Origin of the sequence: Faecousia sp., from assembly GCF_048519415.1 — a bacterium.
Lineage (GTDB): Bacteria > Bacillota > Clostridia > Oscillospirales > Oscillospiraceae > JAZOXB01.
Genome location: NZ_DBFZUT010000022.1, coordinates 30,864 through 42,981, shown reverse-complemented (window position 1 = coordinate 42,981; position 12,118 = coordinate 30,864). Strand labels below are relative to the sequence as shown.

At 60.7% G+C, this 12,118-nt stretch carries 13 protein-coding genes; 3 read left to right on the top strand and 10 right to left on the bottom strand.

The genetic code is table 11. The features are described from left to right. Positions 1–114 precede the first annotated feature (114 nt). The 6 genes from rpsJ to ACMKFF_RS02620 form a co-directional block, all read right to left on the bottom strand. The gene (gene rpsJ, locus ACMKFF_RS02645; protein WP_349134923.1) at positions 115–423 is read right to left on the bottom strand and encodes a 30S ribosomal protein S10; all 309 of its coding nucleotides are present in this window, start codon (positions 421–423) and stop codon (positions 115–117) included. 434 nt (positions 424–857) lie between these two features. Beyond that, positions 858–1,778: a zinc-ribbon domain-containing protein gene (locus ACMKFF_RS02640; protein ID WP_419495952.1), complete on the bottom strand. Its 921-nt coding sequence runs from the start codon at positions 1,776–1,778 to the stop codon at positions 858–860. Positions 1,779–1,804: 26 nt separating this feature from the next. Continuing rightward, entirely contained in the window at positions 1,805–2,176 is a 372-nt protein-coding gene (locus ACMKFF_RS02635) for a RidA family protein (protein WP_349134920.1), read from the bottom strand. Between the two features lie 39 nt (positions 2,177–2,215). Beyond that, the gene (locus ACMKFF_RS02630) at positions 2,216–2,722 is read right to left on the bottom strand and encodes a CarD family transcriptional regulator (protein WP_349134919.1); all 507 of its coding nucleotides are present in this window, start codon (positions 2,720–2,722) and stop codon (positions 2,216–2,218) included. Positions 2,723–2,886: 164 nt separating this feature from the next. Next, positions 2,887–4,662 carry an oleate hydratase gene (locus ACMKFF_RS02625; RefSeq protein ID WP_419495951.1) on the bottom strand — a complete coding sequence of 592 codons (1,776 nt, stop codon included), beginning with the start codon at positions 4,660–4,662 and terminating at the stop codon, positions 2,887–2,889. A gap of 154 nt (positions 4,663–4,816) precedes the next feature. Then, positions 4,817–5,560 (bottom strand): N-acetylmuramoyl-L-alanine amidase, encoded by a 744-nt coding sequence (locus ACMKFF_RS02620; protein WP_417323695.1) that lies wholly within the window; start codon positions 5,558–5,560, stop codon positions 4,817–4,819. A gap of 256 nt (positions 5,561–5,816) precedes the next feature. Between ACMKFF_RS02620 and ACMKFF_RS02615 the strand changes: the two genes are divergently transcribed. The 3 genes from ACMKFF_RS02615 to ACMKFF_RS02605 all read left to right on the top strand — a co-directional run bounded on the left by ACMKFF_RS02615 (position 5,817) and on the right by ACMKFF_RS02605 (position 8,447). Then, positions 5,817–6,812, top strand: a complete 996-nt coding sequence (locus ACMKFF_RS02615; RefSeq protein WP_349134916.1) for a 3'-5' exonuclease — start codon at positions 5,817–5,819, stop codon at positions 6,810–6,812. A 289-nt stretch (positions 6,813–7,101) separates the two neighbouring features. Beyond that, positions 7,102–8,136 carry an A/G-specific adenine glycosylase gene (gene mutY, locus ACMKFF_RS02610; protein ID WP_419495950.1) on the top strand — a complete coding sequence of 345 codons (1,035 nt, stop codon included), beginning with the start codon at positions 7,102–7,104 and terminating at the stop codon, positions 8,134–8,136. A gap of 44 nt (positions 8,137–8,180) precedes the next feature. Further along, positions 8,181–8,447, top strand: coding sequence for a DUF1292 domain-containing protein (locus ACMKFF_RS02605; protein WP_349135443.1), 267 nt, complete (start codon positions 8,181–8,183; stop codon positions 8,445–8,447). Between the two features lie 359 nt (positions 8,448–8,806). On the opposite strand, the gene ACMKFF_RS02600 is transcribed toward ACMKFF_RS02605, so the two are convergent. The 4 genes from ACMKFF_RS02600 to prmA all read right to left on the bottom strand — a co-directional run bounded on the left by ACMKFF_RS02600 (position 8,807) and on the right by prmA (position 12,005). Next, on the bottom strand, positions 8,807–9,412 hold the full coding sequence (locus ACMKFF_RS02600) for a single-stranded DNA-binding protein (RefSeq protein WP_349135442.1): 606 nt from the start codon (positions 9,410–9,412) through the stop codon (positions 8,807–8,809). 114 nt (positions 9,413–9,526) lie between these two features. Continuing rightward, positions 9,527–10,000: a pyridoxamine 5'-phosphate oxidase family protein gene (locus ACMKFF_RS02595; protein ID WP_419495949.1), complete on the bottom strand. Its 474-nt coding sequence runs from the start codon at positions 9,998–10,000 to the stop codon at positions 9,527–9,529. Positions 10,001–10,012: 12 nt separating this feature from the next. Continuing rightward, the gene (locus ACMKFF_RS02590; protein WP_419495948.1) at positions 10,013–10,996 is read right to left on the bottom strand and encodes a putative glycoside hydrolase; all 984 of its coding nucleotides are present in this window, start codon (positions 10,994–10,996) and stop codon (positions 10,013–10,015) included. Positions 10,997–11,027: 31 nt separating this feature from the next. After that, complete coding sequence (gene prmA, locus ACMKFF_RS02585; RefSeq protein WP_419495947.1) at positions 11,028–12,005, bottom strand: 50S ribosomal protein L11 methyltransferase; 978 nt, start codon at positions 12,003–12,005, stop codon at positions 11,028–11,030. Positions 12,006–12,118: the final 113 nt, after the last annotated feature.

Genomic DNA, 12,118 nt, shown 5'->3' with positions numbered 1-12,118 from the left:
TTACTCCTTTTTAGGTTATTGGTTGGAAGACTTGACCATTGGGCAGCCATTGGTCTGCCAACATGACCCGGGACCACCTCGGGCGGTCGGGGCTCGCTGTATCCCGGAGCGGGATTACAGCTTTATCTCAATCTCAACGCCGGCCGGAAGGTCGAGGCCCTGCAGAGCTTCGATGCACTTCGCATTCGGATTGAGGATATCGATCAGTCTCTTATGGGTTCTGCGCTCGAACTGCTCACGGGAATCTTTATACTTGTGAACAGCGCGAAGGATGGTGACGACTTCCTTCTTCGTGGGAAGGGGGATCGGGCCGGAGACGGTCGCGCCGTTGCGCTTTGCCGACTCGACGATCTTCTCCGCAGTGGAGTCGATGAGCTGATGATCATAGGCCTTCAGGCGAATTCTGATCATTTCGTTTGCCATGTTGTTGTTTCCTCCTTGAAACGTACTCAGTTCTCTGGTTTGCTGGGTACGGTCGAAGCGCTTTTGCTGTACGCTTAACCGTGCGTATCACTCCGCAGCCATGAAAAAAGGCCGACGTTCGCCGGCCGTGCCTCATGTGCGGCGATATACGCCACGCACACAAAGTGCCTCAGCCGCCCGATGACCGGACATACTCCGCGGAAGTTACCGCCATCGGCGCAATCTCCCGCATCATCGCAGTGCGTGCGCAGAGCATCCCTCAACGCGCGCCCTTATATTGTAATCCACGCAGCCGTGAATGTCAAGCCTTTTTTCGGTTTTTTTCATAATTTTTTTCAGATTATTTTGTGAAAAACGGAGATTTTCAGGATTTCCCTGCAAGAGGCCGAAACAGGCGGCCGCAGAGGCCTGCAGCCGCCCCGATTTCTGTTGATCTACTCGACGATGCCGATACCGTATGCCGGAAATCCAAGCAGTGCACCGCCATTCCCGTTCAGAGAGAGGTTATACCAGACGCCGTCATAGCAAGCCGTCTCCATGGCGAACCAATACTGTTCCCCGTCGAAGCTTACGGACGCAAACACCGTGCACAGCTCATCCGCGCCGCACTCTTTCCGAAGTCCCTCGCGGTTTTTGGTATTTGCCTCGCTCGCGTAACGTTCCTGGAAATCCGCATCCGGATACTCCTCGGCGCACACGATTTCCTCGACGTGCATGTTTGACCGGATGTCATCGTCCGCAAACTCGCGGGTGAAGTTTTCCAGATCATTCGTTGAATCGAAGTGCACAGCGTCAATTCCATCCTGCATGTCATAGGGGGTGTCCGCCAAAGCGATCAGGCGATACTGCGTATAAAGTGCTCCCGCTGCATCGCGGAAACGAACGGCGAGATTCACCTGCTCCGCACCAAACCAGTCCGGGCTGTAGGAATTCGGCAGATACATACTGCGTCGCTCGGCATAGGTCTTCCAATCGAAATGCGCAGTAAAGGTCTCAATGGCAAAGCTGGAGATCGCTTTCTCTGCATCTCCGTTGAGCAGCCCGTCGAGATAGGCCTGCATAGCCGCCTCCGGAGAGTCGAAGCCGCTGCCCTCCAATTTGGTCTCCGCGCCGCCCTTCCGGCACAGCGCAAATACGCCGGCTGCGATCGCACAGCACAACACACCGGCAAGCAGACCGAAGAAGAATTTTCCCCATCCGCCGGAAGGTTTCCGTGCCGTCTGTTCGGCCGGCTGTTCGGGTGTCAGAATCTGCACGACCGGCTGGACCGGCAGCGGCTCCGGGGCCGGTGCCCCACAGCTGCGGCAGAAACGTGCTTCCGGCTCCAATTTACAGCCGCATGATCTGCAATACACGATCTTTCCCCTCTCTTAGCCGTGCCTTACAGCTCCGCGATCGCCTCGACCTCGACGAGGACGCCCTTCGGGAGCGTGCGCACGGCGACGCAGCTGCGTGCGGGCTTCTCCGTGAAATAGCGGGCATAGACCTCGTTGAACGCAGCGAAGTCGTCCATCGTCTGCAGGAAGCAGAGCGTCTTGACCGTCCGCTGGAACGACGTTCCGGCCGCCTCGAGAACTGCGCCGAGATTCTGCATGACCTGCTCGGTCTGCGCCGTAATGTCCTCCCCCGCCACGGCGCCCGTCGCAGGATCAATGGGGATCTGGCCGGACGTGAACAGCAGGCCGCCTGCCTTCATTGCCTGAGAATACGGGCCGATGGCCGCAGGTGCCTTTTCCGTGTAGACTTTTTCCATGATGATTCCTCCTGTTGATTCGTTGTGGGTCGCGCCGCCTCAGGCCTCCCGCTCCATCCGGCTGCGGATGTAATCCGGGACGTCCTGCTGCGGGATGTGCAGAACATGGGCAAACTCGTCGTTCAGGAGCTTTTCCGCGTCGCGCAGGGTCTGCTCGTCGGCAATGCGCAGATGCTTGCCGTTTTTCTGCAGCTCGCGGCGGCGTACATAGAGCATCCGGATCAGGTGCAGGACCCGCCTGCGGTCGCCGCCGGACAGGATCTGGGCAAACACCTGCTTGCGCTCGTTCGGGTCATCGATCCAGGAGATGCTTTCGCCCGCTGCGGACTGAAGCAGGCTCTCGATCTCCGGCTCGGACAGAACGGGCCGCATCCGGCTGCACAGCAGCTCGTTGTCCGTCGGGACATAGATCGTCGCGCGCGTGCGATACACCGGGCGCAGAACGTAGTATTTGCTGCGCTTTCCCCCGATCCGCAGCGTTTCGATCGCCTCGATCGTGCAGATCCCCTCCGTTCCGTACAGTATGGTCTGACCAGGCTCCAGCATTTCGCTCACTCCTTCCTGTTTTCTGCCATTCTATGGATATCATACCACATTTTGCGCAAAAATGTCAGGGGGCATTTGCGAATTTTCTTTGTTTTTCACATAAAAGCGCCGCCCGGGCGACCGTGCGGCGCTGAATTGCTTCCTATATATTATTGTATCCCGCCTCAGATCGCGCCGTGCTCGGCGAGCAGCTTCTCAACATCCGTGCCGCGTACCTTCTTCAGCAGCTCCTTCAGAGCCAGCTTTTCGACTACGCCAAGGTCCATGTCCGTGATCTTGCGGCCGTCGCGCAGGGCAACACTGGCGTTCACGAGGTCGCGCACGTCATAGGTGCTGCCCCAGACCTCCGGCACACCGCGGTCGATGTCGAGCAGACTGTAGACGGCCTCCATACCGGTGCGGATGGAATACTCCGTCGTGAAGATCGTATCGCGGGCCGTCTCGGCAAACTGACCGAGGAAGGCGAAGTTCACGGCTCCGTCCGGAACGATGTTCGGGCGGTCGCCCTTTTCACGCGGCATGAAAAACGCGGTGATATACGGCATCATAACAGGGACGGTCTTTGCGCTATGCTCTGCGAGATCCGCGATCTCGGCGACCGGCACGCCGAGGTGATACAGCCACTCCATGCAGATCTCCTTGCCAGTGCACTCGCGCATGGTCTTCTTAACGAAGTCGCCCGGCTTGTCCGAGAACAGCCCGTAGACCCAGATGACGAGCTGGTCCTTCGGCTGATTGCGGAACTGCGGCTGGCGATTGATCGTCCAACTGAGAAGCCAGCCGGAATCGCGGGCCGTGACGATGCCGCCCGTAACGACCTTGCCGGAGAACGGGTCGCGCTTGCAGATCTTCTCGATATACGGCACGATCCTGCGGTCGAGCGTCGTAACGGTCGCGCTCATCCAGTTCGACTGCTCCGGATCGCTGCAGAACTTATCCGGATGGCCAAACGACGGATCCTGTGCCGCAATCTTGCGCCACATATCCCAGCCGCCGCCCTCGCGGATGGTCTTGTTGAAGGCCGCGGGCTCATTCTGGCTGCCGTAGGCGGAGTTCTCGACGCAGCCGCCGTTCGTGATGAAAACAAGGTCGTTGTCCGTCAGGTCGATGGCATCCCCCCTGCCCTCGCGCTGCAGAACGATGCGGCGTGCCGCCTTGCGGCCGTTCCGGATGTCAAACTCCACATTGACGACCTTCGTGTTGTATTGGAAGTCCACACCGTGCTCCTGCAGATAATGCACCATCGGCAGGATCATGGACTCGTACTGATTGTAGCGCGTGAAGCGCAGAGCCGTAAAATCGGGCAGGCCGCCGACATGATGGATGAAGCGCTTAAGATACAGCTTCATCTCCAGCGCGGAGTGCCAGTTTTCAAAGGCGAACATCGTGCGCCAGTAGAGCCAGAAGTTCGAATCGAGCACCTCGTGGTCGAATATCTCGTCGATGCGCTTGTTGTAGAGCTCCTCATCCGGTGTGAAGAACAGCTTCATGATCTCCATTGCGGCCTTGTCGGACAGGCCGAACTTCTTGTCGGTATGGGCATCCTGGCCCTGCTTCTCCGTGGCACGGCAGAGCGAGTAGTTCGGATCTGCCTTGTTGAGCCAGTAATACTCATCCAGCACGCTTACGCCCTCCGTCTCAATGGACGGGATGGAGCGGAACAGGTCCCACATGCACTCGAAATGGTTGTCCATCTCGCGGCCGCCGCGCATGACATAGCCGATGTCGGTATACTGATAGCCGTCGCACGCGCCACCGGGGATCGGGTCCTTCTCCAGAATATGGATCCGCTCACCGGCCATCTGACCATCTCGGACAAGATAGCAGGCAGCCGCCAGAGCGGCAAGGCCGGAGCCGATGAGATATGCGGCTTTTTCGTCAACGCCCTGCGGCTTCTGCGGGCGGGCAAACGCTTCATAATTACCACTGGAATAATACATGCTCAGTTCCTCCGTCGTTTCTATCGAATTTGTAGCCTTATTATAAGATGCCCGTCTTTTCCGCACAATAGACAGAAATTCCGCCGTGCCGCAATTTCAGGCACAGCGGAAAAGCTGTCTTATTTTTGGGCACGGCGGGCTTTTTGTCGCAATGTCACGGAAGCGGCCGCAGATACTCGCTTTTCGCCCAGCCGAGCAGGCCGTCATAATCCACGACGGACCAGTCGTCATAGGAATTGAGGATACGCACCGGCGCGCCGTTCGGCATGCGCGCGAGAATGCGGGCCGTTGTGGCCGGAGCGCCGCGCAGCAGAAGATTCCCACTGTTCACGGACACGACCCCCTCCCGCTCCGGCCGCGGCGAGAGGAACGGCACGCCGAAATACTCCGTCACGGACAGGGTCAGACTGCGCGCAATGGCCTCGAGATTGTTTTCGATCCATTCGGCATCGGCGCGGTTGTCATGATAGCCCAGCTCCGCCAGCACGGACGGGGCACGCACGCGGCGGATCTCCGTGATGGACGTCGAGGCCAGCGGCCGCACTCTCTGCGGCAGCGGATAGATCTCGCGCAGATTATCCGCCAGGATATTAGCCATCCGCAGGCCGTCCGTGCTGCCGGGATAATAATAGAGGTCGATGCCGCGCACGGTCCCGGCCGACTGCGGCGGCGCGGCGTTGCTGTGCAGAGCAAGATGGAAATCATAGTTTCCGGCGTTCGAGGCGCGGATAGACGTGCCGACCGTCCCCTCCGGGTCGTTGCGGGTGACGTTGATGCCGGAGGCGCGCAGATACGGTTCCATCCGGTCGGCGATACGGTTCATCCACAGGCGCTCGTTTCCCTCCGTCACATAGGGATTGCCCGCCTGCGTGGAGGGACTCAGAAATAAAAACGGCATAAACAGTTCTCCTTTTCCTCTTGTCAAAAACCTCTCAGACTTTTCCGCCAAAAAAATTCAAAGCAAAATTTTGTAGTTTGATTTTGCAATTTTGCCGCTCCTCCGAAACGTTCGTCCGGGCAGGTTTTCTGACAGTCTGCTTTGGCTTTCTTCTTTTTTTCCATTCTATGCCGCAGCGCAAAAAGTGTTGTTGCGGTGCTGAGAAAAGTATGATATGATTTAAGTTGATTGTGAATCAGAAGGCGGAGGAATATCCATGCAGTATATCGTTCTGGACATGGAGTGGAATCAGCCGTGGCCCGGCTCCTATGCGGCGCAGAAGGTGCTGCCGGTGCAGATCCACGGGGAGATCATTCAGATCGGCGCAGTGCGCCTGCTCGAGACCGGCAAGATCGCCGATGAATTTCAGGTGTTGGTGCGCCCCAAATACTATAAAAAGCTCAACAGCCGCGTCTCCAAGCTCACAGGACTGCGCGACGCCCGCCTGCGCGAGGAGGGTCTTTCCTTCCCCGAGGCGCTCGAGCGCTTCCGTGACTGGATCGGCGGCCCCTGCATCTTCCTGACGTGGGGCTTTGACGACATCACGGTGCTGGAGGACAATATCCTGCTGCACGACGGCGAGCCGGACTGGATCACGCAGTGGTACAATGCGCAGATGATCTTCAATGCGCAGACCGGCTGTGGCAACACTCAGAAGGCCCTCTCGACCGCCATGGAGCTGCTTGGCATCGAGCCGTCGCGCCCGGCGCACGACGCGCTCGGTGATGCCTACCACACGGCCATCATCTGCAGCCGTCTGGACCTGCCGCGCGGCATTGCAGAATATAAGCAGGCCCTGCAGAGCCATGCGGACGGCTTCCACGGCGATCCGCCCGCAGGCTGCATCAGCCGTTCTGTCTTCCATGGCTACGCGACCCGTGAGGCCGCCATAGAAGCCATGACAAGCCGCGAGAACCACTGTCCGAAATGCGGCAAGAGCATGCGCAACGGCCGCTGGATCTCGCAGCAGGGCCACCGCTATATGGCGATGGCCGAGTGCCCGGAGCACGGGCGCTATCTGGTCCGCATCCGCATCAGCGACGAGCCCGGCGGCACGCAGCGCGCCAGCCGTCTTGTCTATGAGGGCAACAGCGAGGCCGCGCAGAAATATGACACACTGGCCGCGCGTCCGTCTGCCGCACGCCGCCGCAGGCGCAGACGCTCCGCCCGCCGCTCCTCCGCCGCCGAAAGCGGCAAGCAGGAAACGAAATAACAAGAGCTTGTCAAAAAAGTATTTTTGACAAGCTCTCAAACGAGACCCGTTTCACTGGGCTCTCGTTTGAACGGGGCTGCGGCTCGCTGCAGCGCACGAAGGGCGCGCCCTTCGCACGTTTGCGAGCCGAGCGGTATTTTCTCCGACGTACACGCCGCCGGAGAAATTGATTTCCATTTTCTTTGCGCCTGCGGGCGCAAACTCTGCGAGGCTTTTTTGACAGTCTGATAACAAATGGTCCTGCAGTTCATTCGCTGCAGGACCATTGTGTTTTAAGGAGGAAAAGAACATGCTTGAGCAGCTGCCCGTCCTGCTGCTGCCGTGGTTTGCGGAACACCGCCGCGACCTGCCATGGCGGCGCGACCGTGAGCCGTATCACGTCTGGCTCTCGGAGATCATGCTGCAGCAGACGCGCGTCGAAGCCGTCCGCGGCTATTATCTCCGCTTTCTCGAGCGTCTGCCGGATATCGCTGCGCTGGCAAGCGCGCCCGAGGACGTGCTGCTGAAGCTCTGGGAGGGCCTCGGCTACTATTCCCGTGTGCGCAACCTGCAGAAGGCGGCGCAGTGCGTCATGGAGCAGCACGGCGGCGAGTTCCCGCGGGAGCTTTCCGCCATCCGCGCCCTGCCCGGTATCGGCGACTATACCGCCGGGGCCATCGCCTCCATCTGTTTTGAGGCGCCCGCTGCCGCCGTGGACGGCAACGTTCTGCGCGTGATCCTGCGGCTGACGGCCTGTGCCGACTCTCCGGCCGACGTGCGCGTGCGGCGGCGCATCGGAGAAGCGCTGAGCGCAATCTATCCAGCAGGACACTGCGGCGATTTCACGCAGGCACTCATGGAGCTGGGCGCGACCGTCTGCCTGCCGAACGGCGCACCGCAGTGCGACGCCTGCCCGCTGCGTGCGCTCTGCGAAGCCCACGCGCAGGGGGCGGAGCTGCAGTTCCCGACAAAGCCGCCGAAGAAGCCCCGCCGCATCGAGAAGCGCACCGTTTTCGTGCTGCAGTGCGGCGACCGGCTCGCCGTCTGCAAACGTCCGTCCCGCGGCCTGCTGGCAGGGCTGTGGCAGCTGCCGGACGTGCCCGGCAAGCTGGAAACGGCGGAGGCGCTCCGGCAGGCGGAGCAGTGGGGCGTGCATCCGACCGGTATCCTGAAAACGGCCGAACGGACGCACATCTTCACGCATGTACAGTGGGACCTACGCGGCGTCTGGCTGACGTGTGCGGCGGAAGCGCCGCAGTTCACCTGGGCGGATGAGAACGCGCTGCAGCACGAGATCGGCCTGCCGACGGCTTATCGGCAATTTTTGGACTTGCATGCGGAATAAAAAGCGTGTATACTGAAGCTACCAACAAAACGGAGGTCATTGACATGGAAGACAAGCGCGCACAGTACGGCGAGGACGAGATCATCACGCTGGAATTTGACGACGGCGTTACGTTCGACTGCGGCATGATGGGCACGTTCGAGCTCGACGGCAAGGAATATATCGCACTGGAGGCCCTGGACGATTCCGACGACGTCTATCTCTACGGCTATCAGCGCAACGACACCGATTTCGATCTGCTCGACATCCCCGAGGAAGAATTCGACCGCGTCGCGGCAGAATTCGACCGTCTGATGGACGAGCCGATCTGAGAATCCAAATCAACATGCGGCCGGAGCTATTCTCTTAAGAGAGGCTTAGTAAGGAAGAAGGTAGTACAAAATTTGTGCTGCCTTCTTTTTGTATGATCCGATGCTCATTGTGCCTATGGACAAAAAAGTGATATTCCGGGCCTTGCCCGGAGTGATATTTTCCTTTTCGGAACGTGATATAAAAGCCGCACGGCTTTTGTGATATTCTATTCGCCGCTCAAACTGCCGCAGGCAATATCACGATGCAAAGCATCATTTCACTGTCCGAAGGACAATATCACTCGCCGTCAGGCGAATATAACGGAGGCGCACATCCCTACGGAGTGCGCCTCCCCGGCCGCTGCATTTTTTATTCCTGGTTATTCCCGGACCGGCTCCGCCGAGATCGCAGAAATTTCATAAGCCGTCCGCCGCTCGGCCGTGGTGCCGAGCATTTTGATATACTCCCGGCTCTGCAGCCGCCCGGTCAGCGCCAACTGCGTGCCGACCGGCAGCTCCGCCGCCTCCTGCGCCGTGCGGCCCCAGAGGATGCAGGGCAGATAGTCCGCACGGCGATAGGGCCGGTTCACCGCGAGCATCACGTCGCAGATCTCCCGCCCGAGCGGTGTGCGGCGATAGACCGGCGCGCGGCAGATGGTCCCGAGCAGCTCGGCGCGGTTGTCGTGCGCCGCGCTGCAGAGCGTCATCGTCTCGGCCAGCACGGAGATCACGAGCCGCCGCCCCTCCGGCTCGCGGTTGTTATAGGAGCGGATCTGCCCCGTCACACACAGCGTATCCCCGCCTGCCGCGGGCGTCTGCTCCAGAAGCTCCAGCGGCGCGAGCACCGGCAGCGTGTCCGTCGTGCCGGACAGGCGCTCGACCTCGAGCGGGAAAGCATAAAACCGGCGGCCGTGGTTTTCATGGGAATAGCGCGGAGCACCGGCGAGATTTCCGGTTAGGATGATCTGATTGACGATATGTTCCATTCTCCCACCTCGTTGTATTCTTATGGGAGAGTATATTCCCCTGCCGGAGCCATTATGAAATGGAATATGGTTATCAAAACGGCCTGCCGCGATGGCGGCAGGCCAATGTGTTTCTTATTTCCTTTTGCGTCGCTTGCCCGTCATGGACTCGACCGCAAGACGGAATACCCGCGTGTGCGCCACGGACGCACGGTCAAAGGCAAAGTCCGGGCGGCCGTAGTGCGCCATCAGGCACTGCAGCGCAGCCTCGCGCTCCGCCTCCGGGACCGGCTCGAGCCGCCCCCGGCCGATGACGCTCTCATAGGCCATGGTGCACATGCCCTTCGCTTCATCGGTGCAGAGCATGTGGCCGCAGTCCATTTCGAACGTCGCGCGCGGGTCCCGCTCCATGCGGTCATATTTCGTTCCGGTCAGCGCGCCGTGGAACAGCAGATACAGCGTACCGTCCCGCTCCTCCATACCGAAATTCAGCGGCACGACATAGGGATAGCCGCTTTCGTCATTCAGGGCAAGGCGGCAGACGTCACAGCGCGCCATGACGTCCAGCAGCTCCTGCCGGTCCGTGATCTCCCGGTCTGTTCTTCGCATTCTCGTCCCTCCTCAGGAATTCAGCAGCGGCCGCAGCACGGCGCGCTCGTCGAAGCGCGTGTCCTTTGAGTTGACCAGGAACACGAGCTCTGTCAGATTTTCCGCGCCGCCATAGGCCTGCGCGAATTTTTCGATTTTTGAGCCGTCCACATCGCGGATATACAGGCGGCCCGTGCAGACATCGGCCGGGAAGGCCGTGTCGTCCGTCTCAAACGAGATCATGAGATTGCTCCCGGAGAAGAACGTCGTCAGCTCCTGCGCCGCGTCCTGCGTCAGCTCCGCGCCGGACTTTTCGGAATGATAGGAGATGCTGTTGCTCGCCGGGAAACGGAAGTCCGAGAACACGACCTCGCGGAAGCCGCGGCTCGAAAGCTCACGCGCGATCTGCTTGAGGTAGATCATCACGGTCTCGCTCGCGGGGTCGAGCCAGTAGCAGCCGTTGGAGTCCATCCACAGCGCGCCGCTCGAAAGCGGGAGGGCCGCAGCGGAATTGGCCAGCGCAAACGCCGTGTCGCAGAAGGCCGGGACCTCCGCAATGAGGTAATAGCCGTGCTGGCTGAGCCAGTCGATGAGGGAATCCACGGCCGCCGTATCGACGTCCGCCAGCTCCGCGCCGTCGATGGAGCTGGAATAGTAAAAATTGCCAAACGTGCTCTTGAGCTGCAGCAGAACGGCGCAGGCCCCCTGCTGCTCGAGTGCCGCGCGCACGGCCTCGGGGTCGCGCAGCATCTGCGTCGTGACATACACGCCGCCGAGGTCGGCGATCCGGTCCGAGCCGGGCTGCGCCTCGTCATAGACGATCTGCGCATCCGAGACCTCCGGCAGCGCCGCCGTCGCGCCCGTGCCGTCCGGATCCTGCGCGTTTTTCTTCAGGGAGAGGTGCGCGCCGTCGCGGTCATAGGTGACATAAGGCTCAAGGTACAGCAGCAGCGCCGCGCCGATGACGATGGCCGCCGCCAGCACGATGCCGAGCACGCGCAGGAGCTTGCGCAGCATCAGGCGCCTGCGATAGGAAAGGCGGGGCATCTCAGCGCGCCCCCAGGCGCGCCGTCAGGCCGCACCATTCACCCTCGTGCGCCGCATGGACGATCTCCAGCCCGGCGGCAGCAAGCGCCGCGCGCACGTCGTCCTCCCGCGTCGTGAGGATGCCGCTGCAGACGAACGCCGCATCCGGCCGCATGAGCTTCGGCACAACGGGCGCAAGACGGATGATGACATCGGCCACGATGTTGGCGCACACGATGTCAAAGCCGTCGCCCGCCAGCGCCTGCAGAAAATCCGCATCCTCGACGACGTCGCCCGTCCGCGCCGTGAAGCGGTCCGGGCCGAAGCCGTTCTGCGCCGCATTCGCCGCGGCGATATGCTCCGCGCTCGGGTCGATGTCGACGCCGACGGCGCTTGCCGCGCCGAGCCGCAGGGCGCTGACGGAAAGGATGCCGCTGCCGCTGCCGAGGTCTGCCACGCGCTCTCCGCCGTGGAGGAGCGACTCGAGCGCGCGCATGCAAAGCTGCGTCGAGGCATGCTCGCCCGTGCCGAACGTCAGGCCGAGATCGAGGATCACGGGCAGACGGCCCTGCAGGTCGTCGACCGTCATCCACTGCGGAACAACGAGCAGGCGCTCACCCACTGGCAGGGGGCGGTAGTTCTGTTTCCAGGAATTGGCCCAGTCCTCGTCCGGGATGCGGTCGAGCGCCAGCGTCAGCGGGCCGAATTCACAGGCCGGATAGCGGCCGGGCAGCTCCGCGAGCAGGGCGCGCAGCTCTGCAAGCTGAGCCTCCGCAGTCTCCTCAGGCAGGTACAGGCGCACCTGCGACAGGTCGCGCATCCGCGCGGCAAGCTTTTCATCCACATAATCCCAATAGGCGCGCGCGCCGTCGAGGAACTGGCGGAACTGTTCGCTGTCATCGATGACGAAGCTGTCAAACCCGGCCTCCGTCAGCTCGGCGCACAGAAGATCGATGCCGCCGGATGCCGTTCGGATGGTCACTTCAAGCCACTGCTCCATGTTCATCCCTCCATAAATACAAATCACTTCTCCCTATTCTACAGGATTCCGCCCGGAATAACAAGCGAAATCTTTTTGCGGCTCTTTCATTTCCGGGAAAAACGTGTATAATA

What these genes read in the sequence shown, in the direction of transcription:
- rpsJ (WP_349134923.1), bottom strand. Translation starts at nt 423, where the DNA reads ATGGCAAACGAAATGATCAGAATTCGCCTGAAGGCCTATGATCATCAG.
- ACMKFF_RS02635 (WP_349134920.1), bottom strand. Translation starts at nt 2,176, where the DNA reads ATGGAAAAAGTCTACACGGAAAAGGCACCTGCGGCCATCGGCCCGTAT.
- ACMKFF_RS02630 (WP_349134919.1), bottom strand. Translation starts at nt 2,722, where the DNA reads ATGCTGGAGCCTGGTCAGACCATACTGTACGGAACGGAGGGGATCTGC.
- ACMKFF_RS02625 (WP_419495951.1), bottom strand. Translation starts at nt 4,662, where the DNA reads ATGTATTATTCCAGTGGTAATTATGAAGCGTTTGCCCGCCCGCAGAAG.
- ACMKFF_RS02620 (WP_417323695.1), bottom strand. Translation starts at nt 5,560, where the DNA reads ATGCCGTTTTTATTTCTGAGTCCCTCCACGCAGGCGGGCAATCCCTAT.
- ACMKFF_RS02615 (WP_349134916.1), top strand. Translation starts at nt 5,817, where the DNA reads ATGCAGTATATCGTTCTGGACATGGAGTGGAATCAGCCGTGGCCCGGC.
- mutY (WP_419495950.1), top strand. Translation starts at nt 7,102, where the DNA reads ATGCTTGAGCAGCTGCCCGTCCTGCTGCTGCCGTGGTTTGCGGAACAC.
- ACMKFF_RS02605 (WP_349135443.1), top strand. Translation starts at nt 8,181, where the DNA reads ATGGAAGACAAGCGCGCACAGTACGGCGAGGACGAGATCATCACGCTG.
- ACMKFF_RS02600 (WP_349135442.1), bottom strand. Translation starts at nt 9,412, where the DNA reads ATGGAACATATCGTCAATCAGATCATCCTAACCGGAAATCTCGCCGGT.
- ACMKFF_RS02595 (WP_419495949.1), bottom strand. Translation starts at nt 10,000, where the DNA reads ATGCGAAGAACAGACCGGGAGATCACGGACCGGCAGGAGCTGCTGGAC.
- ACMKFF_RS02590 (WP_419495948.1), bottom strand. Translation starts at nt 10,996, where the DNA reads ATGCTGCGCAAGCTCCTGCGCGTGCTCGGCATCGTGCTGGCGGCGGCC.
- prmA (WP_419495947.1), bottom strand. Translation starts at nt 12,005, where the DNA reads ATGGAGCAGTGGCTTGAAGTGACCATCCGAACGGCATCCGGCGGCATC.